Below are 20,601 nucleotides of genomic sequence, written 5' to 3' on the forward strand. Positions count from 1 at the left end.
TTTACATTCTTCCTTTCAGGATGGTTTCTAAAATGGCCATTCGAATGAATACACCATTGCGTACTTGGTCAAAAATTCTTGAGCGTTTGCATTCAACTAATGAAGAGTCGATTTCGACACCACGATTTACTGGTGCCGGATGCATAATGATTGCCTTGTCCTTCATTTGTCGTTCACGTTCAATTGTTAAACCGTATTGCGCATGATAGTCTTCCTTAGAGAAGTTCGCATCTGCTTCATGTCTCTCGTGCTGTACGCGTAGTAACATAATGACGTCACTTGTTTCGATTAAATCATCCCAACCCTGATGTGCTTCAAACTCCCCTTGCCATTCTTTCGGGCATACAAAGTTGACATTTGCACCTAGTCTGCGTAATGCATAAACATCTGATTTCGCTACTCTACTGTGGGAAATATCCCCTGCAATTGTAACATTTAGATTTTCAAAAGTGCCGAATTCCTTTTGAATTGTATATAAATCAAGTAAAGATTGTGACGGATGTTGTCCTGCTCCGTCCCCTGCATTAATAACCACAAGATTAATCCCTTTAAGAAGTTCTTCGTAGTAAGCATCGACTTTATGACGAATGACTACTGCATCAAGTCCGATCGATTCTAACGTTTTCACAGTATCATACAATGTTTCACCTTTTAAGGCACTTGAAAAACCTGCTTCAAACGGGATAACCGTTGCACCAATTTTGCGCTCAGCCATTTCAAAGCTTGTTTTCGTTCTTGTACTTGGCTCGAAAAATAAATTCGCTACAGTGTATGATCGGTCAAGTTGTGATGGTGCGCCTGCCTCAAGCTCAGCTGCACGCTTTAAAATCGTAGCAATTTCTTCGTTAGAGATATGTTCCATTGACAGTAAGTTTTTCATCATGAGCCTCCAATTGTATAATAAAACCTCCCTAAATTTTAGGGAGGCTGAGGAAGGATATGACAGGATAAGCATAGAGCTGTCGCGCATGCTTTCGAATCGATATAACCCTTCTTTGCCTCTCTGGGCAATCTGTTAAAAGGTAAAGTATTTAACTATTATTCATCCAAATCTGCAACTTCTTTATCGCGACCCGGCAACACTAAGTTTAAAATAACTCCAACAATGGCTGCTAACGCCATGCCTTCAATTGCAAATGTGTCTGATACTTGTGGAATTTTCAATGCTGCACCACCGATTCCGAAGATTAAGATGACTGATGCAATGACTAAGTTCCGTTTATCTTCGAAGTCAACATTATTTTCAACTAACATACGCAGACCACTTGAAGCGATAATTCCGAATAGTAGAATCGATACACCGCCTAGCACTGATGTTGGAATTGTTTCGATTACTGCCATCGCTTTTGAGAAAAATGCCATCACAATCGCAATGAGCGCTGCGCCACCAATGACATACACACTATATACTCTCGTCAATACTAGAACACCGATATTTTCACCGTAAGTTGTTTTTGGCGGACCACCGATGAAAGCACTCACTAATGTTCCCAAACCATCACCTAATAACGAGCGGTGTAAACCTGGCTCTTTAATGTAATTACGATTTACCACCTTACCTAATACTAATTGGTGCCCAATATGCTCTGAAATCGTGACGATAACGATCGGTACCATCGCTAGAAGCAATGTGCTTGTCACTTTAAATTCATAATCTATTCCTGGGATTAAGAAGTCAGGCATAGCAAACCATTCTGCTTGTCCAATCACTGTGTAATCCACAATACCGATTGCTGCTGAGTATATGTAACCAACAACTAAACCGATGAGAATTGGCATTGTGCTAATAATATTTTTGAAAAAGATTGTACAGATGATTGCTGCTGCTAATGTGACTAGTGCTGCTGAGAAATCTGGGAAACTATATATTTTCCCACCGTTACCATCCGGGATATTCATCGCCATGTCTACTGCCACTGATGCTAGTGCAAGACCAATAACCATAATAACCGGCGCTACAACGATTGGCGGTAATAATTTCATAATCCATTTATAGCCTGTTTTCCAAATGACTAGCGAAACAATGCCGTACGTTAAACCAACGAACATCGCACCAATCATCGCACTACCAACACCACCTGTTTGTGTCGCTAAAATAATAGGTGCGATAAAGGCGAATGAAGAACCTAAGTAAGCTGGCACTTGAAATTTTGTAACTAATAAGAAAATCAGTGTGGCAATTCCACTTGTTAAAAGTGCCATCGCTGGGCTTAAGCCTGTAAGTTTTGGCACTAAAATAGTTGAGCCGAACATTGCGAACATATGTTGAGCGCTAAGTGTAATTAGCTGTCCTGTTCTTGGCTTTTCATTCACATCTAAAACTGCTTTTGACATATCCTGTTTTCCTCACATTCTATATGTTTCTAGCTTATTCGTGAATTGTGACGCAATCAGTTGCGTCTACTTCTACCATGTTAACAACGATTCTTTCGCTTCCTGATGTCGGAATATTCTTCCCTACAAAATCAGCACGAATTGGTAGTTCTCTATGGCCACGATCGACTAATACTGCTAGTTGAATTTGTGCAGGTCTCCCTAGATCCATGACCGCATCCATTGCCGATCTTACCGTGCGACCTGTGTAAAGTACATCGTCTACAAGAATAATCTTCTGATTTTCTACATTGTCTGTAATATCAACTTGCTGCACTAATGGTTCTTCGTTTTCTGTTTTTGTTGATAAATCATCGCGGTATAACGTAATATCTAGTTCTCCAGTGCGAATTTCTTTACCTTCAATATGATTGATCTTTAGCGCTAGCCTCTTTGCTAAATAAGCGCCTCTCGTTTTAATGCCGACTAGTATACACTCATCAATACCTTCATTGCGTTCGATAATTTCATGAGCGATTCGAGTCAACGCGCGATTCATAGCGGGTTCATCAAGTAATACTGCCTTCTGTGTCATACTTCTTCCTCCTTTCATTTATGGACATAAAAAAACCTCTTGAGCGATTTGCCCAAGAGGATATAGGTGTACTTAAGATATGTCGAAAAGACTTGCATCACAAGCATTCTCCACATTTTACGCATACCTTCTCAGCCTCTCTGGACTGTCTTTAAAGGTGAATATTTAGTTTTTCACTACGATTAGTATAATGCGCTAGGACTTAAAAAGTCAATAGTTACTTTTTAATTCTTTTAATAGCTCTTCATAATCTGCTGGTAAAGGCGCTGAAAACTCTAAATATTCGCCAGTTGCAGGGTGTGTAAAGCCTAATACACCAGCATGTAACACTTGCCCACCGAAGTCGATTGTTTTTCTTGGTCCGTATTTAGGGTCTCCAACTAATGGATAGCCAATATAGTTTAAATGCACACGAATTTGGTGTGTACGTCCTGTTTCAAGCTTACATTGCACAAGTGTATAATCAACGCCAAAGCGATCAGTAACAACAAAATGTGTTACAGCATGCTTACCATTATCTACGATACCCATTTTTTGACGATCACGAGAATCACGACCTATTGGTGCATCGATTGTTCCTTTGTCATGTGGAATATGCCCATGAACTAATGCTGTATAACGTCTCGTTACCGTTTTATCTACAAGTTGTTGCACTAATGATTCATGTGCTTTATCATTTTTAGCAATCATTAATAAACCTGAAGTATCCTTGTCAATTCGATGTACGATACCTGGACGCGCTACACCATTAATGCCAGAAAGGTCTTTGCAATGATACATAAGACCATTCACAAGAGTTCCTGTTGCATGCCCTGGTGCTGGATGTACAACCATACCTTTTGGTTTATTCACAACAAGTACGTCGCTATCTTCATAAACGATTTCTAAATTTAAATCCTCCGCTACGATTTCAAGCGGCTCTACTTCAGGTGGAGTTACGGAAATAACGTCTCCTACTTTTACTTTATACTTTGTTTTAACAGGCTCATCATTCACCATAACGATGCTATCTTTTAACCATGTTTGGATTTGAGAACGCGACCAATCCTGTTGCATCGTTGCAAATGCTTTATCAATACGTTCACCGTTCAATTCTTGCGTTACTGTATAACTTACTGCAGTCATTACTTCACCTTTTTCTGATCGAGTTTTTCTTCAAATAGTATATAAATAATTAACAAGACAACGCCAATTGTCAGCGCTGCATCAGCAATATTAAAAATCGGGAAATCATAATTAATAACCGGAATTAAAACATTTACGAAATCGACTACTTCACCACGGAATAAACGATCGATAAAGTTACCAATAGCACCACCTAACAGCATCATTAGGCTTACTTGGAATAATGGTTTACCTCGTCCTTCTTTTTGGAAGTAATAAATAATACCAATCACAACGGCTACAGTTACAATTGCAAATAACCAAAATTGTCCTTGTAACATACCCCACGCTGCCCCGCGATTACGGTGAGAGAGAAGTCCAAAGTACGGATCCCAAAGCATGATAGTTTCACCAAATTGCATATTTTTAACGATACTCCATTTTGTTAGTTGATCGATTATTACTACAAAAGCTGCTAGCCCATAATATTTATACACCGCAATATCCTCCGTTTACTCTATATCTTAACCATTTTAACATATCAGCGCTATGAATGAAAAAAACTACCGAAAAAATACAGCTTTTCACAACAAAAAACTCCTCAAACCATTAGCGGCCCGGAGAGTTTTTAACTCATACTAACAAATATGGTATTATGTTGTTTCTAGTTCCTTAGAATATACTTTTTTCATAAATTCATCGACATCCGCTGTTACTTTACGGTCAAGTAGTGACGCGATACTGACCAACAAGCACTGAAATTGAGCCAGGGATATTAAATTATAAAAAGCTCGGTAATGTTCCTGGTGAAAAATCATCCCACCAAGGCCCATTAATACCCCTGAAATGGTACCTTTTTCTGTCATAGCACGCCATATTAATTTTAGTAGCACTTATTTTTGCCGACTGTTCAAACGAGAATCCGGCCGTAACTTTGTCGACGATGTTGCCAACTCACGAATTATCAAAGCATTACCACTTCTTAAAAAAGACAATTCTACACTGGAAAAAGCTCCAGCAAACTAGGCTTCAATTCGCCAAATTATTATAGCGTTACATTCAAAAAATACTTCGCTTTAAGTCCTAGTGACTACCGCAACACCAAGGAGATCTTCTTTAAATAAAAAAATGAGCAGCCCGATTGAATCCTCGGCTGCTCATTTTTTAAATTATGCTTCAGGATAGTATTTTTCAACAACATCCGCACAGTGTGCGCATAATGTTGGGTGTGTTTCTTTTTGTCCAATTGTTTCAGAAATTGACCAACAACGTTCACATTTTTCACCTGTAGCTTTTTCTACAAGTACTGCTACGTTTTCAACGACTACTGCTTCTGCCGGAGCTTGTGTAGTAGCGCCGCCTACAACGAATTCAGAAACGATATTCAATTGAGCAAAGTTAATTCCTTGATCTGCAAGTAAAGCCGTAGTTGCTTCATCTGCAAAAACAGTTACTTTTGCTTCTAAAGATTTACCAATTGTTTTCGCGTTACGCGCTTCTTCTAATGCTTTTAAGATTGCATTTCGAACCGTAATGATTTGAGCCCATTTAGTGCGTAGTGCTTCAAAATCTTCTTGTTCAACAGCTTCTGGCATATCCGTTAGTTGGACACTTACTGCCTCTGTGTTATCTAAATATGACCACATTTCATCTGTCGTATGAGGGATGATTGGTGTTAATAATTTTAATAATGCTTGTAATGTATCATACATAACCGATTGCATTGCACGACGATTTTTATTATCTTGACCTTCGATATACACAACGTCTTTTGCAATATCTAAGTAGAATGAGCTTAGCTCAGTTGCTACGAAGTTGTTGATTGTGTGATATACACCTGCAAATTCATAGTTATCATAATTCGTACGAACAGCTTTAATGATATCCTGTAATTTCATGTACATATAACGATCCACTTCACGAAGATCTGCATATGCTACGCGATCCGTTGCAGGATTGAAGTCGCTCACATTACCATGTAGGAATCGTAATGTGTTACGGATTTTACGATACACCTCAGAAACTTGCTTCATAATATCCATCGAAATACGAACGTCAGAAGTATAGTCTACTGATGCAACCCATAAGCGAAGAATATCCCCACCATATTGGTTCATTACTTTAATAGGAGCGATGATATTTCCAATTGATTTACTCATTTTACGACCTTCGCCATCTAATACGAATCCGTGAGAAAGTAAACCTTTGTACGGCGCATGCCCGTGCACAGCAACACTTGTAATAAGAGACGAGTTGAACCAGCCACGGTATTGGTCCGAGCCTTCTAAATAAAGATCTGCCGGATAACGTAATTCTGGACGTTCATCAAGTACAGCTTGGTGAGTTGAACCTGAGTCAAACCAAACATCCATAATGTCAGTTTCTTTTGTGAATTCGCCATTTGGGCTACCTGGATGAGTGAAGCCTGCTGGTAATAAATCTTTCGCTTCACGTTCGAACCAAACGTTTGAACCGTGTACTTTAAATAATTCAGCAACATGATCAATGATTTCTTCAGTGATGATTGGTTCATCATTTTCAGCATAAAACACTGGAATTGGAACACCCCATGCACGTTGACGAGAAATACACCAGTCACCGCGGTCACGAATCATATTGAAGAGACGCGTTTCACCCCATGAAGGTGTAAAGTTTGTATCACGAATTGCTTGCAATAACTCTGTACGGAATGCTTCGATTGATGCAAACCATTGAGCAGTTGCACGATAAATAACTGGTTTTTTCGTACGCCAATCATGTGGATAAGAGTGCGTGAAGAATGACAGTTTTAATAATGCGCCTTTTTCTTCTAAAGATTTCGTAATTTCTTTATTTGCATCGTTGTAAAATAAACCTTCAAAGCCAGGAGCCTCTTCAGTTAAGACACCACGATTGTTAACTGGGCTTAAAATACCGATATCATATTTTTTACCGATGTTAAAGTCATCTTCCCCGTGTCCAGGAGCTGTATGAACACAGCCAGTACCAGCGTCTAGTGTCACGTGGTCTCCGCACATAATTAATGCATCGCGGCCATATAAGGGATGAGATGCGACAACGTATTCTAAATCTTGACCAGCAATTTCGCGGTCGATTTCGTAATTTTCCCATTCTAATGTTTCTGCTACTTTTTCAAGTAAACCTTTAGCGATGATATATTTTTTGTCTGCCACTTTTACAACAACATATGTGAATTCAGGATTCACAGAAATCCCTAAGTTCGCAGGTATTGTCCACGGAGTTGTAGTCCAAATGATAAAACTTTCATCTGCATGGACAACATCTTTACCATCTTTTACACAAAATGCAACGTAGATAGATGGTGATTTGATATCTTGATATTCGATTTCAGCTTCTGCTAATGCTGATTCGCTTGATGGAGACCAGTAAACTGGTTTTAAGCCTTTATAAATATAGCCTTTTTTCGCCATTTCACCGAACACTTTAATTTGACGTGCTTCAAATTTAGGTTGCAATGTGATATATGGGTTATCCCAGTCACCACGAACACCGATACGTTTGAATTGAGTGCGCTGACGATCAACTTGTTCATAAGCATACTCTTCACAAAGTTTGCGGAATTCCGCAGTAGTCATTTCCTTACGTTTTACACCTTTATTTGTTAATGCTTGCTCGATTGGTAGACCATGTGTATCCCAGCCAGGTACATAAGGAGCGAAGTAACCAGTCATTGAACGATGTCGGTTCACCATATCTTTTAATACTTTGTTTAATGCATGACCCATGTGAAGGTCACCGTTTGCATATGGGGGACCATCATGTAAGATGAATGCCGGGCGATCTTTTGTACGCTCAAGCACCATTGCGTTGATGTCCATCTCTTCCCATTTCTCTTGTATTTTTGGTTCATTAGCCGGTAAGTTTCCGCGCATAGGGAAATCTGTTTTTGGCATTAATAACGTATCTTTGTATTCCATAAAAAATTCCTCCTCTTTTTTTAGCAAATAAAAAACTCCCCATCCCAAAAAAGGGACGAGGAGGAGTTATCTCGCGGTACCACCCTAATTGCGTACATAAATAAAACATACGCCTCTTAGACACCGTAACGTGGTGTGAGCCGAGATTACTTACTGTTTTTTTCAGTAATCTAGTTCCAGAGTGATTTTCTTTCTTGAGTGTTAGTCCGAGCTTTCACCATCCTCAGATCGCTTTTACGTCACTCAAAAAGTACTGTCTCCATCATAACTTTTTCTTTGATATGTTGACATTATAGAAAACTGAAGGCATTCAGTCAAGTATCGATTACTCTTCTGGCGTATCTAGACGTTCTAATTCTGAAGAGTCTATTTCATATTCCATTAAATGGTCCCAATCATCTGATTCAATTAAATCTAATTGAGCTTCTACAATCATTTTGAAACGATTACGGAATACTTTTGATTGTTTTTTCAACTCTTCAATCTCTAACGCAATACGACGTGCTTTTGAGAGTGCCTCATTCACGATACGATCCGCATTCTTTTCAGCTTCTTTAACGATTAACTTTGCTTCCTTCGTAGAATTACGTCGTACTTCCTCAGCAGCCTCTTGTGCAATGACAATTGATTTTTGAAGTGTTGATTCGATGGCATTATAGTGCCCAATTTGTTCTTTTGAAGTGAGTAATTTACTTTCAAGTTCTTTTTTCTCTTTCAAAGTAATTTCATAGTCTTTAATGATTTGCGTTAAAAACTCATTCACTTCATCTTCATTGTAACCTCTAAAACCACGAGTAAACTCTTTATTATGTATGTCAACAGGCGATAATGGCATTATCAACACGCTCCCTTATAGCATAATATATATTGTAAACTATTATACCGTGCATCAATGGGAAGTACATCCTAAAACTAACAAATTTATCGAAAATATTAAGATTTCCTTTCCATTCGACCGATATTTATACGAATTTTATCTTTTTTTGTCCGCCCTTCAATGGATTTCATCATAAATCTACCAAAGTTTCGAATAGATAATAAATCAAGTTCATGCAATTCAAAGGCTGTATTTTCTCGTACGGTGAAATTAACTTTCACTTTGCCACTTGCAATTAGGGCAGCTGACTTTTGACGTGAAATATTAAACACGGATGCAATGACTGTATCTAAACGCAGTGAGCTTACTGTCATCATTTCGTCAGTCCAAATTTCTTCAGTTGGGAATAATATTTCAGTTGGCTTTAGCAATTCTACATGAACCTTTACCTTACCAATAGAAGTGAGATTGGCCCGTACATAATCCTCTACTTCGGCTGCTACTGCAAATTGCACTGATGACTCAGCTATTCTGATATCCCCGAATTTCCCTCTACCTAAACCAAGCGATAATAATGCCCCTAAAACATCTGGGTGTTCTAGTTGAACAAATTTAGATGGATAACGTAAATGAAAAACCGTAATTTGATAATCCTCTTCTTCAGGTTCGAAATAGGAAGGGTATAGCAGAACACGCTGGCGCTCAGCTTGTTCAAATACACCGAAATCCGACATTGCGATATCACCTTGTTGTCCAATAAGTGAATGCACGATAAATTGTTGGCGTGGATCGAGGAAATCGGTTAACTTCGGTGCATAACGATCTTCTACTTCTACACGCCATCCGCTAACTTGTTCGATAAATTCTCGCTCTTCTGGACGAAAATGTTGGAATACCTGCTCCATTATAAACCCTCCCTTCTTGACAAAAAAACCCCACATTCACAATTGTGGGGAATAATAATTTAATATTTTAAATCAATATAGAAATGCACCCACTATATTTCGCAGCCCCTGTTGAGCTAAATTCAATGCAAATAATGCAACGATTGGTGAAATATCAATCATGCCTAGTGGTGGGATAAAGCGTCTAAACAAATCTAAATATGGATTACAAATTTTACCTAATAATTGTCCGAATTTAGATTCGTATGCTGCAGGTATCCACGACATCAAAATGTAAATAATAAGGGCAATTGAATAAAGCCAAAATAAATCAAAAATCAGATTAACTAGTGTATGCATAAATTATTAAACTCCTCAGTTTTTATCAGTCCTCATAGTAATATTCAGAAATATTACCATCGACCTCTACATTATCGGGTGTGCATAAAAAAATATCGGTGCCAATACGTTTAATATCTCCACCAAGTGCACATATTGTACCGCTCATAAAGTCGATAATACGAATGCCTTGTTCCTTATCAATACGTTGTAAGTTTACAACAACAGCTCGTTTGCTTTTTAAATGTTCTGCAATATCTTGTGCTTCTGCATAAACGCGTGGTTCAGCCAAGACAACCTTTGAAGACTTTTGTGTAATGCTTACTAGATTAGGTGTATTCGTATGCTCAGTTGCCACATTGCGTCGCTCCTTGTTGCTTACTTTTTTAACTGTTGGTTGACTTACAGCAGCTTGTTGGACAGGTTGTGACACTACTCTTTGTTGACGTTGCTGTTGCTGTTGCTCTTGTTTTTGCTGTGACTGCTCGTAGTAGTCTTCGTCATCTTCTTCTAGTAAAAAAAAGTTCTTAATTTTATCCTTCATACTCATTAAGAATCCCTTCTTTCGTTGCCAACTAGAGCCGTACCAATTCGAACATACGTCGCACCCTCTTCGACAGCGATTTCATAGTCATTTGACATTCCCATCGATAAATCGTGACATGGTGCATGAGCATATCCGTTATTTTCGACTTCTAATTGTAGGTTTTTTAAGTTTCTAAAAACGTCGCGAACTACTTCTTGGTTTTCCGTATTAGGGGCCATAGTCATCAAGCCTACTACGCGAATATGCGAATACTGCACCAATTGTTCGATAAACGGTATGACTTCTTGTGGCAGTACACCATGCTTTGATTCTTCACCTGAAACATTTACTTGTACAAAACAATTCACAATATGAGATGCTCTTTTTTCAATTTCTTCCGCTAAGCTAATACGGTCTAAAGAATGTAAATAATCAATTTCATTAATAACTTGTTTTACTTTGCGTGTTTGCATAGATCCAATATAATGCCACGTTGCACGCTCTGTAATTGTTGCTCTTTTTTCTAGCAAGCTTTCCGGTCGATTTTCACCTAATTGGACTAATCCTGCATCAAGTGCTTCAATAGCGCGTTCAGTAGACACTTGCTTTGTAACTGCAATGATTGATACATCTTCTACTTGTCTACCTACCCTAGTTGCTACTTTTTTAATCTTTTGTTGGATTTCTTGTAAGTTATTTATAATTAACGTCATTTTTTTCCCATCTTTTCAAAGATACTTGTTATCTTATTGTACCAAGCCATGCATGATTTATCAATGAATTGCCCTATATTTCACTGATTCGCTTTTACTAATATGACATCCTTTCCGATTACGAGGATATCTTCTATTCGAATGTTCAGCGCATCCTTATCATTTTGAGAAAATTGAAAGAAACGCTTTGGCTCGGATACGACAAATGCTTTGATGAAGCCCGTTTCTTCCGACAATACTGCGTCTAAGACAAATCCTAAAAAACGTCCATTACCTGCTTCAATAATTTCTTTTCTTTGGATATCAGAAAATCTCATCTACATCCCTCCTAACTCATTCTATGAAGGGAAATAGCAAAAAACGCATCAACCTGTAAGAGTTTGATACGTCTTTACTATTGTTATTAATTATCCGTTTGAGACATTTGTTTTTGAATCATTTTGATTGCGCTTTTTTCCAGCCTTGAAATTTGTGCTTGTGAAATACCTAATTCCTTTGCAATTTCAGTCTGGGTTTCACCATAATAAAAGCGTTTCGCTAAAATCTTTTGCTGACGTTCATCTAACTTCATGACATTTTCTTTCATCGACACATACGTCAACCAACGTTCCTCAGAAACTGCATTGTCTTTCAATTGATCCATCATATAAACTGGATCACCACCATCCGAGTAAATCGGTTCATGTAAGGACATTGGTTCTTGAATAGCATCTAAGGCAAATAATATATCCTCTTGAGGCAATCCAGTCATACGCGCTAAATCAGATAGTGTTGGCTCGCGTAGCTGCTCGTTGATAAACTGCTCTTTTGCCTGCATCGCCTTATAGGCAATATCACGCAAAGAGCGAGCCACGCGCAGTGGGTGATGATCCCGCAAATGCCTACGAATCTCACCAATGATCATCGGCACTGCATAAGTGGAAAATCTCACATTATGAGACAAATCAAAATGGTCAATTGACTTCAATAAGCCGATGCAACCAACTTGAAACAGATCATCTGCCTGTTCACCACGATATGCAAAACGCCCTACAATACTGAGTACTAAACGAAGATTTCCCATAACAAGCTGATCTCTTACTTCCTCTTGGCCACTCTGCAATTGGATAAATAACTTACGCATTTCCTCATGCTTTAATACAGGTAACTTCGCAGTATCTACACCGCATAAATCCACTTTTGTTCGCATAGTCATTTCCTCCGGACGCTTCTTTCTTTGTTGTAAGTTCAGTTTGTCCGATAAGTGTCAGAATATGCGGTGGAAAAATGACCAATTTCAACCATCACACAGTTGGTTGATTTAAATTTTCACGTAACTCATGAATAATTTTCTTTTCTAAACGAGAAATATAAGATTGAGAAATACCAAGATGATCTGCTACTTCCTTTTGTGTCATCTCTTCTCTGCCATTTAAGCCAAAACGACATTCCATAATATAACGCTCACGTTCATCCAATATATGAATGGCCTGAAACATGTGTTGGCGCTCAATTTTTTTTTCAACATTATCCGTAATAATATGCTCGTCTGTCCCTAAAATATCCGATAATAATAATTCATTACCGTCCGCATCCGAATTAAGCGGTTCATCTAGAGATACTTCACCTTTTGTTCGACTTGTTTTTCGCAAATGCATGAGAATTTCATTTTCAATACATCTAGAAGCGTACGTAGCGAGTTTTATATTCTTTTCCGTATTGAATGTTTCAATCGCTTTAATTAGGCCTATTGAGCCTATACTGATTAAATCTTCAATTGGCGTATTTGAATTATCAAAACGCCTTGCGATATAAACGACTAAACGTAAATTACGCTCGATTAATGTATCTCTAGCACTCATATCCCCTTGCATAAACGCTGCAATAACTTCCTTCTCCTCCTCTTTTTTCAATGGCACAGGCAGCGATTCATGACTTCCTATATAAAAAGTCCCTTTCGTTCTCCAAGTAATTAATTTCTGTCTTATCCAATGCCAAAATTTTTTAATCATGTAAAAACTCCTTCCATCATTATTGACAAAGTGTTGAAACATGTAAAATCACATCTACCTGTTGCGGAAAATGGTTCGCTTCCATTGTTAGCACGAAAAAACCTGGCGCGATAAAAAACCCATCTGCCCCGTGTACCTCCCACTGATCGTAGCGGAAAGCGATGCCATAAACTGTCTTCTCCTGCACCGTAGCAAATCGAATAACCGTCAGCTTACTTTGCAACTCTTTCGGGAACATTGTTAATTTGTAAGGATTAGATGCCTGCCAGCTAAGTAATGCGTTTTTAAGTGCGTCATCGATACGAGCTTCCATTGCATGCCAAGCTATGAAATGGACCGCCCTGCCAGTTAATGGCTCAATACAACTATTACCTGTATCGATAAAGCCGCTTAACTGCCAGCTGTTCCCCTGAAACGTCATTGTCGTTTCAAGTACGAGACCGCGCTCAAGCGATTGCTGTTTACTAACAGTCCATCTATTTTGCAACAGAACAAGCCCTGCAACGGCAATAACACTACTCGTTGATGCAAAATATACAGTTGGCATATAAGAAAATAGTGGTTCCAGTGCAGTTAATAAGCCTCCTGCAAATAATGCTGCCACAATGCAAACAACAGCACTTCTGAACCATTTCATAAAACGAAAGCCAAATGCACTAATCGTCATCACGACAAAAGCCAAAACCATAGGCAAAATAGATTGTCCTATAAAGACTACGATGCATGCACCTATTAGCGCGCTTATCAATAATCTTTTCCTCGATACTTGCAATGTACCTATATTGTTCGTAAAGGATAAGATAATGTAATTGAAAATTGTATTGAGCGCTAATATAACTTCTCCGTACATGACACCGCCTCCCTACTGAAAGATTAACATCCACCCTCTTAAAAAAATGTCAAACCGTGAAGTGCTTTTGTAAAAAAATTGCGACAGAAAAAAGCGTATACTGACATTTTTGGCATAGAATAAATGCGCAGGGGCCTTTTCACATCCGATAACACTTGAACCCCTAAGGTGGCCGCACTTTGACTTCGTAGGCAAATTCGAAGCAGCCAATCAATTGCACTAATTTTATAATTTATAGAACGCATTTCGCGTTACATATCAACTATTCATTATTTTATCTGCATGTCAAATAAAACTGTAATGGCGCTAATAACATTTAACCTATATTTTCTTCTATACCTTGGATTTTTACGCTTTAAATTACATTGTTTGTTATTAATTTTAATGGTGATAAAAATGCCAACGATTTCCAAATATATATATATATATATATATATATCCATTACCCATAGTTACCTAGCAATGCCTTTGTAACACAAGAGGGGTGTTCATCCTGGTCCTTAACCGAGCTCGCGCACCGCTTATCCCAACCCTTGGAACCCCCAACTACAGCCCCCAGGATGCGAGGAGCCGACATCGAGATGCCAAACCTCCACGACATGAGGACTCTTGAAGGAGGTATGCAAGTAAAAGAAAGAATACAAAATAAAAAGGATGACTTTGGCAACAAAGCAAAGTCATCTAATATAGTCTGGCCTATTTAACCTACTTGGATCTACTTGTTTAAAGGGCGCTACTTATACTAGGAATACTCCAGAATATAATACAGCTATGTTTTTATACAATCATTATAATTATTTTAAATGAAAATTAGAGAAACAAATCCTTTTTATAGGAATTTAGTTGAAGTTTTATTTTAGTTGTTGATTTTTAATCTCTTTTCTACAGGTTCCTTTGATCAGAAATTATTGCATTGTTATTATTTTCACTCAAAACGGTTAAATCTTCATATGGTGGACCAGTAGTAGTTCCTGCTAAAGACACAATATCAAATTCATTTTCAGGAGTACCCCAAGAATTCCCGTCAATTACTATTAAAGCTCGGTCAACTAACAAGCCTCCTTTTGTGTTATATATTACATTCTCATTAATTATTCCAGTAACATTCGGATTGATATATACCCCAGTTCTTAAAGAATGAAATACATTATTTTCTATGATTAAATTTTGTACATTTACTTCTGTTACAATTGCTCGGTTAACTACCCAATTTGACATGGGAAGCTGTTGTTCTGGACCAAATATAGTATTACCACTTATTCTCGTATTGGCTCCTGCTATTTGAATAAACTCTTTTTGATAAGGAATATCACTAGTAATTGTTAACCCTTCAATTTTTATATTATCTGCTGTTACTAAGAGAGGGATAATGTCTGTCTGAAGCAGGAGAATTGTCCCTGGTTCACCCTTAATAGTAATTCCCTGCTTATTAACATTAATCTGTGTTGTAATTGAATATGTTCCTTCTAGGATATTTACAGTGCCCCCAACATTTACAGCCGCAATTCCTTCTTCTATTGTACCGAATGGGTTAGTTAAACTACCATTTCCATTTTTTCCTTGAAGAACATAAATATTCATTGGATTTACGAGTTGGTTTATCGCTGTGTTAAGTTCTACCTGAACACTCCCGACATTAGGATAGCCTCCTAATGGCCTGTTGTTTAGTATAGAAGTTGCAACTTCATCTCTTTGTTCTTGAGAGAGTTCATTATAAGCAGTGAGATTTAAACCCAATCCTGAATTTTCAATTGCATCTTGGATTTCTTGTATAGTTTCCGCATTATTTACTGCCTCTAGAAAAAGATTACTACTATTTGATCCTGTTAAAACATAATCATTCTCTATCTCAGTAATTGTTAATACGTTATTTGTATTTAACAAATTATCTAATTCGCTGCCTAATGTTGTAATGAATTGAACTTTACTATAGGTATCTCCAGAAGAAATAGTAAAGAAGATAATCCCGTTTAAAAACACGTTCTCCATATCTCCATACATAATTGTTTTTGTTTCACCTGGAAGAAGCTCAAAGGCTGAATCAATATTACTAATAGGATCATTATCTTCCCTAATAAAAATAGAAATTTGCAAAGTTGCCGTACTATTGTTAACGAATATTTTTTCAACCATTATATATACCTCCTTTCTAATTTTATTAGAAAGATACATAGAGTCTTTCTACTAATAAGTTATGAAAAAGGTGGAATACTTAAAGGGCTTATTAATTATATTTTTACCAAAAATCATTTAATTTCTTCTTTGAAAATTTAATATATCAAGCATTGATTGCTCAAAAGGAATTAATGGGGCCCAACCAAGTGCCTTTGTTGCAATTGGATTAATGGTTGAAATAAGTTCTTGTTTCTCGATTTCATAATCTATATCAAAATTAACTGTGGACATCCCTTTTAATAGGTTGATTATTTCACTAAGGCTTCTCAACTTTCCAGATGTAATTTCGTAAACACTTCGAGTTTCTCCTTTAGAAAAGAGAAATTCATATGCTCTAACTACATCTCTCACATCAAGAAAGTCTCTTTCTGCAAGTAAGTTATTAACAAACAGTCTTTTCTCCTCTTGACCTTTTTCCATTAGAGCTACTTTTTTAGCCAGTATGGAACATACCCCAGTAGAATGACCGGGACCAATTAAATTCGATGGCTTTGCAATTAAAACATCCAATTCAAATATAGAAGCATATGCTTCTGATAAAAGGGTTTGCACTGTTTTACTCAAGCCATACGGATGTTGGAACGAGGCAGGATCAGAGGGATTGGATTGAAGAATAGAACCAACAACTACCGTTCGGCAATTGTCGCTTCCTGTCCGTATAGCATCAATTAAATTTGTGGTACATACCACATTCGCTTCAAAGTCTTTTAGTGGTTCGGCCCAAGAAACCTGTACTGCGTTTTGACCAGCAAGATGTAGAACAAAGTCAGGTTTAATAGTTTCTACAACCCTTTTAATATATTTGCTATTAGTAAGATCACAGGGTAACAACTGTACATTTTTTTGAGATAATTCAGAATATTTTCTTACTATTCCATAAACCGAATACCCAATATTTGAAAAATGAGTACATGCATGCAAACCTGTAAAGCCACTTGCTCCAGTGATTAATATTCGTTTTGAATTCGAATCAACTTCTCTATCACTTAAGATATGCATGACGTAATCCCTCTAAAAGTGGAACATCTGGTTGCCATTGTAAATATTCTTTGGCGAGTTGGTTTGAAAGGCAGCTATGCCTAATATCTCCTGTCCTAGAGGGAGCATTTTCCTTCTTAATGGGTAGTCTGTGTATTCCTTCTATGAGTTTAAGCAAATTATTTATTGATATACTTTCTCCCGTACTAATATGAAGAGTCTTACCATCTGCTTTATGCAAAGAAGCAATATTTGCCGATACTACATCCTTTACATAAATGAAGTCCCTTGTTTGTTCCCCGTCACCATGGACTTTTATCAGTTCAGCTCTTTTAATTCTGTCAAGAAAAACTGACACAACTCCTCCATCTCCTTTTGGCAATTGGCGAGGCCCATACACATTAGCATAGCGTAAAATAGTATAGCGAAGCCCAAAGAGCTCATAAAAGAGTCTTATATAGTATTCAGCTGCCAATTTCGAAAGACCATAAAAAGAAGAAGGTGTGGTTGATTCTTTTTCAGTAATAATGTCACGTTGAATGTTTCCATAGACTGCCGAAGTAGATGAGAATATAAATTTTGGAACAGAGGCTTCAACACACCCCTGAAGTAAATTTATTGTTCCATTAATATTTACTCTTTCATCCTCCGACGGATTTCCCACTGACCTTCCAACATCTGCTTGTGCAGCCAAATGAAATAATGCATCCGGCTTCAATTCCTGTATTAAACTTTTTATTTGAAAATCGCCAATATCTATATTAAACAATTTAGCATTTGGATTAAGATTTGATGAATTACCTGAGCTGAAATTATCTATAACGAAAACCTCAGTACCTTTTGAGAGTAGTTCATCTACTAAATGGGAACCAATGAAACCTGCGCCACCAGTAACAATTGCCTTCGTCAATTATGCTCCTTCTTTCGAATCATTTTAATAACATTTATCCCTAGATTTATTAATATTATAAAGGTGTTTTGATGTCGCACATGGAATAGTATAATTATCAGGGAGTTTTTCCTGTATAAGATCCCATAGCTCCTCATTAACGGCCGACAATGGGATGTGAAGCTCCGGAGTTAAGAAAAATTGATCATATTTCCCATTGTACATAGGAATAATCGGTTGCTTTGGAAGTTTCATTTGAATGTCAATATCATTTTGGTTGAAGGCTTCATTTTGCATAATTCCATTTTCTTGAGTATCGTCGCTTTCAATAAGTTCATCTGTTGATTCGGATATATTTTCTTGCGCACCTTTCCTGAATAATGACTTCCACCAATCTTTAAAATTAGTTATGAATTTTTTATTCATTGGTATCACCTGTTTTCTTCATTAAAATTACTTCTTGATAAATTTCAAGTAAATTCCTTATTCCATTTTCAAATGACCAGTGTGTCATTCCCCATTTTTTTGCATTTTCCCCTAAATTTTTTGCTAATACTTCATCCGTTAATAACCGATTCAAACTTACCAATAGCCCATATACATCTTTAGGTTCAGTTAACAATCCTGTGACGTTATGTTCAACCATTTCCGGCAATCCGCCTACATTACTTACTATTGTTGGCTTTCCTGCCAGTTGTGCTTCTATCAAAGACAAAGGTTGATTATCAATGAGCGAAGGTATTACATATAAATATGCTTTTGAAAGAATTGCTGGTACATCAGCACGATTTCCTAAAAAAAATATATCTTCTTCAAGCTTTAATGACTTAGTCAACAATTGAAGTTCTGTCTTCATTTCTCCGGTTCCTACAATCCAACAAACCCAATCTTGGCGAATCTCCTTTAATTTCGATAATGCTTCAATAAGATAATGGACTCCCTTCAATTCAACGAGTCTCCCAGAATAAACTATTACCTTTTTGTTTTTTGGACGCTCAATAAAGGAGTTTTTATTTTTTTGTTTTATAAACTCTTCGGTATCAAATCCATAATGAAGAACACGTAATTGACTTTTAGGTACGTTAAATTCCTCATGAAGAATGGCCTCTAACCAATGATTAGCCACTATACTTAAATCTGAAGACATTGCCCCAATGCGTTCTAATTCATCATAATATTCTTTAGCCATATAAGAAGTAGGTGATTTGTGTACTGTTTTAAGTTGATGTCTAATTTCATGCGCAACAGAACCATGGATAGTTGCTATAAGTGGAGTAGTTTGGGGACGGACGCGCTTAATACATGCAGTTGAAATAACATCTTGAGTATGAATAAGATCATATTGGTCCAAACCTAAATAAACGGCTCCAAGTTCATAGATATATCTTTGGAATTCCGAATATTCAACAAGTTTATTCTTATAAAGATTAGGATAGAGACCAGGGGGCATTTTTGCTTGAAGAAAAGATAGAAGTTTGTCTTTTTCAACCCTCTTTCCGTTATTTACGATATGGACAATTGTATTATCTTCACCGTATCCCATTAAATCTACTTCATGTCCATGTTCCTCCAAGCTTTTCTTAAGTTGTTGCATATAGTTCCATACTCCTCCAAGATGGGGGATGGTCCAATATGTGGCAAGTAATATTTTCATATCATTTCTCCCTTATTATATTTATATATAAAATATGCAACTCCATTATTTCTATCTAGACAAATGACTATTAGACAATTTGTTAGAACGCAATCATTTGTAATATAATGGGTGAATCTTTTATTGGAGCATCAATTGTTTTTAAAATAATTCTCTCCTCCTCCACTTCATAATTAACTTTCGGCTGTAAAACACCGTTAACAAAAAGATTCATAAACGATACTTCCGTAGTACTTTTTATTTTTTGTTCACCAGCATGTTTGATGCAGTCATTTAGCGTGTAAATTTTTTTCTTTCCATCAGATACTGTATAAAATTCTGTAATGGACACTTCCCTAGGTTCTTTTATACAAAATACTGTTGAAGGGAGCTCCGGAAAGGGAAATAGTAGTGGCTGATATTGCAAATTACTTAAATTAGTTTTACCCCCCATAATATTCCTCCCATTTTTTCAAAAAATAACACTATCCTTATTAATATGTAATTATTTTGAAATTGTTAATTTAGGAATAATTACTTACAAATGTCCTAGGCTCCCTTTTTCCAACAGCATATGCTATCAAGGAACACATAAAGGAGAGATTTTTTTGACTTTATAGATTATTGGACTCGCAAGTAATATAAACCAAATAATTTCAACTTTACCATCAGTTACTTGTTTATTCCATAAAACACCTGAAACAATTAAAGGTATGTCAACTTACAAAATTGGAGCGAACGATTTTTTAAATGATTTAGGAGAAGTAGTCGTGTATCTACCTGTACTTAATTTAAACAATAACTATTCTTATTAATATGTAATCGCTTATAAATGGATAATTCACAAATAATCACT

The 20,601-nt window shown here is 37.0% G+C and carries 22 protein-coding genes, 1 pseudogene and 2 other annotated features; of the genes and pseudogenes, 1 reads left to right on the forward strand and 22 read right to left on the reverse strand.

What is annotated here, in order from left to right; genetic code table 11:
* Position 1: 1 nt before the first annotated feature.
* The 6 genes from JFL43_RS06205 to JFL43_RS06230 all read right to left on the reverse strand — a co-directional run bounded on the left by JFL43_RS06205 (position 2) and on the right by JFL43_RS06230 (position 4,905).
* Positions 2-880 carry an aspartate carbamoyltransferase catalytic subunit gene (locus JFL43_RS06205; RefSeq protein WP_200748366.1) on the reverse strand — a complete coding sequence of 293 codons (879 nt, stop codon included), beginning with the start codon at positions 878-880 and terminating at the stop codon, positions 2-4.
* Between the two features lie 158 nt (positions 881-1,038).
* A complete protein-coding gene (locus JFL43_RS06210; RefSeq protein ID WP_200748327.1) occupies positions 1,039-2,334 on the reverse strand; it encodes a uracil-xanthine permease family protein in 1,296 nt (431 codons plus the stop codon).
* A gap of 34 nt (positions 2,335-2,368) precedes the next feature.
* On the reverse strand, positions 2,369-2,908 hold the full coding sequence (pyrR, locus tag JFL43_RS06215) for a bifunctional pyr operon transcriptional regulator/uracil phosphoribosyltransferase PyrR (protein ID WP_100796413.1): 540 nt from the start codon (positions 2,906-2,908) through the stop codon (positions 2,369-2,371).
* Positions 2,909-3,118: 210 nt separating this feature from the next.
* Positions 3,119-4,033 carry an RluA family pseudouridine synthase gene (locus tag JFL43_RS06220; protein ID WP_200748328.1) on the reverse strand — a complete coding sequence of 305 codons (915 nt, stop codon included), beginning with the start codon at positions 4,031-4,033 and terminating at the stop codon, positions 3,119-3,121.
* On the reverse strand, positions 4,033-4,509 hold the full coding sequence (lspA, locus tag JFL43_RS06225) for a signal peptidase II (protein ID WP_200748329.1): 477 nt from the start codon (positions 4,507-4,509) through the stop codon (positions 4,033-4,035). The genes JFL43_RS06220 and lspA overlap by 1 nt, the downstream gene beginning before the upstream one ends.
* A 156-nt stretch (positions 4,510-4,665) precedes the next feature.
* On the reverse strand, positions 4,666-4,905 hold the full coding sequence (locus JFL43_RS06230; protein ID WP_200748371.1) for a hypothetical protein: 240 nt from the start codon (positions 4,903-4,905) through the stop codon (positions 4,666-4,668).
* A gap of 159 nt (positions 4,906-5,064) precedes the next feature.
* Between JFL43_RS06230 and JFL43_RS22380 the strand changes: the two are divergent.
* Positions 5,065-5,136: pseudogene (locus JFL43_RS22380) on the forward strand (hypothetical protein); the annotation flags it as partial.
* Positions 5,137-5,181: 45 nt separating this feature from the next.
* On the opposite strand, the gene ileS reads toward JFL43_RS22380, so the two are convergent.
* The 16 genes from ileS to JFL43_RS06315 form a co-directional block, all read right to left on the reverse strand.
* On the reverse strand, positions 5,182-7,950 hold the full coding sequence (gene ileS, locus JFL43_RS06240; protein WP_200748330.1) for an isoleucine--tRNA ligase: 2,769 nt from the start codon (positions 7,948-7,950) through the stop codon (positions 5,182-5,184).
* A gap of 48 nt (positions 7,951-7,998) precedes the next feature.
* Positions 7,999-8,225 (reverse strand) — a binding site (T-box leader).
* A 50-nt stretch (positions 8,226-8,275) separates the two neighbouring features.
* Complete coding sequence (locus JFL43_RS06245; protein ID WP_200748331.1) at positions 8,276-8,785, reverse strand: DivIVA domain-containing protein; 510 nt, start codon at positions 8,783-8,785, stop codon at positions 8,276-8,278.
* 98 nt (positions 8,786-8,883) lie between these two features.
* Entirely contained in the window at positions 8,884-9,672 is a 789-nt protein-coding gene (locus JFL43_RS06250; protein WP_200748332.1) for a YlmH family RNA-binding protein, read from the reverse strand.
* Positions 9,673-9,744: 72 nt separating this feature from the next.
* Positions 9,745-10,011: a YggT family protein gene (locus JFL43_RS06255; protein WP_200748333.1), complete on the reverse strand. Its 267-nt coding sequence runs from the start codon at positions 10,009-10,011 to the stop codon at positions 9,745-9,747.
* Between the two features lie 25 nt (positions 10,012-10,036).
* On the reverse strand, positions 10,037-10,540 hold the full coding sequence (locus JFL43_RS06260) for a cell division protein SepF (RefSeq protein WP_200748334.1): 504 nt from the start codon (positions 10,538-10,540) through the stop codon (positions 10,037-10,039).
* Positions 10,540-11,229 carry a YggS family pyridoxal phosphate-dependent enzyme gene (locus tag JFL43_RS06265; protein WP_200748335.1) on the reverse strand — a complete coding sequence of 230 codons (690 nt, stop codon included), beginning with the start codon at positions 11,227-11,229 and terminating at the stop codon, positions 10,540-10,542. Before JFL43_RS06265 ends, JFL43_RS06260 begins: the two co-directional genes overlap by 1 nt.
* Before the next feature lie 80 nt (positions 11,230-11,309).
* Positions 11,310-11,546: a PRC-barrel domain-containing protein gene (locus tag JFL43_RS06270; protein ID WP_200748336.1), complete on the reverse strand. Its 237-nt coding sequence runs from the start codon at positions 11,544-11,546 to the stop codon at positions 11,310-11,312.
* 86 nt (positions 11,547-11,632) lie between these two features.
* Complete coding sequence (gene sigG, locus JFL43_RS06275) at positions 11,633-12,418, reverse strand: RNA polymerase sporulation sigma factor SigG (protein ID WP_100796402.1); 786 nt, start codon at positions 12,416-12,418, stop codon at positions 11,633-11,635.
* Positions 12,419-12,512: 94 nt separating this feature from the next.
* Entirely contained in the window at positions 12,513-13,220 is a 708-nt protein-coding gene (gene sigE, locus JFL43_RS06280; protein WP_100796401.1) for an RNA polymerase sporulation sigma factor SigE, read from the reverse strand.
* Between the two features lie 19 nt (positions 13,221-13,239).
* The gene (locus JFL43_RS06285; protein WP_200748337.1) at positions 13,240-14,070 is read right to left on the reverse strand and encodes a sigma-E processing peptidase SpoIIGA; all 831 of its coding nucleotides are present in this window, start codon (positions 14,068-14,070) and stop codon (positions 13,240-13,242) included.
* A 483-nt stretch (positions 14,071-14,553) separates the two neighbouring features.
* Positions 14,554-14,694 (reverse strand) — a sequence feature (23S ribosomal RNA rRNA prediction is too short).
* 258 nt (positions 14,695-14,952) lie between these two features.
* Complete coding sequence (locus tag JFL43_RS22385) at positions 14,953-16,203, reverse strand: right-handed parallel beta-helix repeat-containing protein (protein WP_234447619.1); 1,251 nt, start codon at positions 16,201-16,203, stop codon at positions 14,953-14,955.
* A 117-nt stretch (positions 16,204-16,320) separates the two neighbouring features.
* The gene (locus JFL43_RS06295; protein ID WP_200748338.1) at positions 16,321-17,244 is read right to left on the reverse strand and encodes an NAD-dependent epimerase/dehydratase family protein; all 924 of its coding nucleotides are present in this window, start codon (positions 17,242-17,244) and stop codon (positions 16,321-16,323) included.
* Positions 17,228-18,133 carry an NAD-dependent epimerase/dehydratase family protein gene (locus JFL43_RS06300; RefSeq protein WP_200748339.1) on the reverse strand — a complete coding sequence of 302 codons (906 nt, stop codon included), beginning with the start codon at positions 18,131-18,133 and terminating at the stop codon, positions 17,228-17,230. Before JFL43_RS06300 ends, JFL43_RS06295 begins: the two co-directional genes overlap by 17 nt.
* Positions 18,134-18,157: 24 nt before the next feature.
* The gene (locus tag JFL43_RS06305; RefSeq protein WP_200748340.1) at positions 18,158-18,538 is read right to left on the reverse strand and encodes a hypothetical protein; all 381 of its coding nucleotides are present in this window, start codon (positions 18,536-18,538) and stop codon (positions 18,158-18,160) included.
* Positions 18,531-19,766, reverse strand: a complete 1,236-nt coding sequence (locus JFL43_RS06310; protein ID WP_200748341.1) for a glycosyltransferase family 4 protein — start codon at positions 19,764-19,766, stop codon at positions 18,531-18,533. Before JFL43_RS06310 ends, JFL43_RS06305 begins: the two co-directional genes overlap by 8 nt.
* 82 nt (positions 19,767-19,848) lie before the next feature.
* On the reverse strand, positions 19,849-20,199 hold the full coding sequence (locus tag JFL43_RS06315; RefSeq protein ID WP_200748342.1) for a DUF4183 domain-containing protein: 351 nt from the start codon (positions 20,197-20,199) through the stop codon (positions 19,849-19,851).
* Between the last annotated feature and the right edge of the window lie 402 nt (positions 20,200-20,601).

Source organism: Viridibacillus soli (assembly GCF_016612995.1).
Taxonomy (GTDB): domain Bacteria; phylum Bacillota; class Bacilli; order Bacillales_A; family Planococcaceae; genus Viridibacillus; species Viridibacillus soli.

What these genes read in the sequence shown, in the direction of transcription:
- JFL43_RS06205 (WP_200748366.1), bottom strand. Translation starts at nt 880, where the DNA reads ATGAAAAACTTACTGTCAATGGAACATATCTCTAACGAAGAAATTGCT.
- JFL43_RS06210 (WP_200748327.1), bottom strand. Translation starts at nt 2,334, where the DNA reads ATGTCAAAAGCAGTTTTAGATGTGAATGAAAAGCCAAGAACAGGACAG.
- pyrR (WP_100796413.1), bottom strand. Translation starts at nt 2,908, where the DNA reads ATGACACAGAAGGCAGTATTACTTGATGAACCCGCTATGAATCGCGCG.
- JFL43_RS06220 (WP_200748328.1), bottom strand. Translation starts at nt 4,033, where the DNA reads ATGACTGCAGTAAGTTATACAGTAACGCAAGAATTGAACGGTGAACGT.
- ileS (WP_200748330.1), bottom strand. Translation starts at nt 7,950, where the DNA reads ATGGAATACAAAGATACGTTATTAATGCCAAAAACAGATTTCCCTATG.
- JFL43_RS06245 (WP_200748331.1), bottom strand. Translation starts at nt 8,785, where the DNA reads ATGCCATTATCGCCTGTTGACATACATAATAAAGAGTTTACTCGTGGT.
- JFL43_RS06250 (WP_200748332.1), bottom strand. Translation starts at nt 9,672, where the DNA reads ATGGAGCAGGTATTCCAACATTTTCGTCCAGAAGAGCGAGAATTTATC.
- JFL43_RS06255 (WP_200748333.1), bottom strand. Translation starts at nt 10,011, where the DNA reads ATGCATACACTAGTTAATCTGATTTTTGATTTATTTTGGCTTTATTCA.
- JFL43_RS06260 (WP_200748334.1), bottom strand. Translation starts at nt 10,540, where the DNA reads ATGAGTATGAAGGATAAAATTAAGAACTTTTTTTTACTAGAAGAAGAT.
- JFL43_RS06265 (WP_200748335.1), bottom strand. Translation starts at nt 11,229, where the DNA reads ATGACGTTAATTATAAATAACTTACAAGAAATCCAACAAAAGATTAAA.
- JFL43_RS06270 (WP_200748336.1), bottom strand. Translation starts at nt 11,546, where the DNA reads ATGAGATTTTCTGATATCCAAAGAAAAGAAATTATTGAAGCAGGTAAT.
- sigG (WP_100796402.1), bottom strand. Translation starts at nt 12,418, where the DNA reads ATGCGAACAAAAGTGGATTTATGCGGTGTAGATACTGCGAAGTTACCT.
- sigE (WP_100796401.1), bottom strand. Translation starts at nt 13,220, where the DNA reads ATGATTAAAAAATTTTGGCATTGGATAAGACAGAAATTAATTACTTGG.
- JFL43_RS06285 (WP_200748337.1), bottom strand. Translation starts at nt 14,070, where the DNA reads ATGTACGGAGAAGTTATATTAGCGCTCAATACAATTTTCAATTACATT.
- JFL43_RS22385 (WP_234447619.1), bottom strand. Translation starts at nt 16,203, where the DNA reads ATGGTTGAAAAAATATTCGTTAACAATAGTACGGCAACTTTGCAAATT.
- JFL43_RS06295 (WP_200748338.1), bottom strand. Translation starts at nt 17,244, where the DNA reads ATGCATATCTTAAGTGATAGAGAAGTTGATTCGAATTCAAAACGAATA.
- JFL43_RS06305 (WP_200748340.1), bottom strand. Translation starts at nt 18,538, where the DNA reads ATGAATAAAAAATTCATAACTAATTTTAAAGATTGGTGGAAGTCATTA.
- JFL43_RS06310 (WP_200748341.1), bottom strand. Translation starts at nt 19,766, where the DNA reads ATGAAAATATTACTTGCCACATATTGGACCATCCCCCATCTTGGAGGA.
- JFL43_RS06315 (WP_200748342.1), bottom strand. Translation starts at nt 20,199, where the DNA reads ATGGGGGGTAAAACTAATTTAAGTAATTTGCAATATCAGCCACTACTA.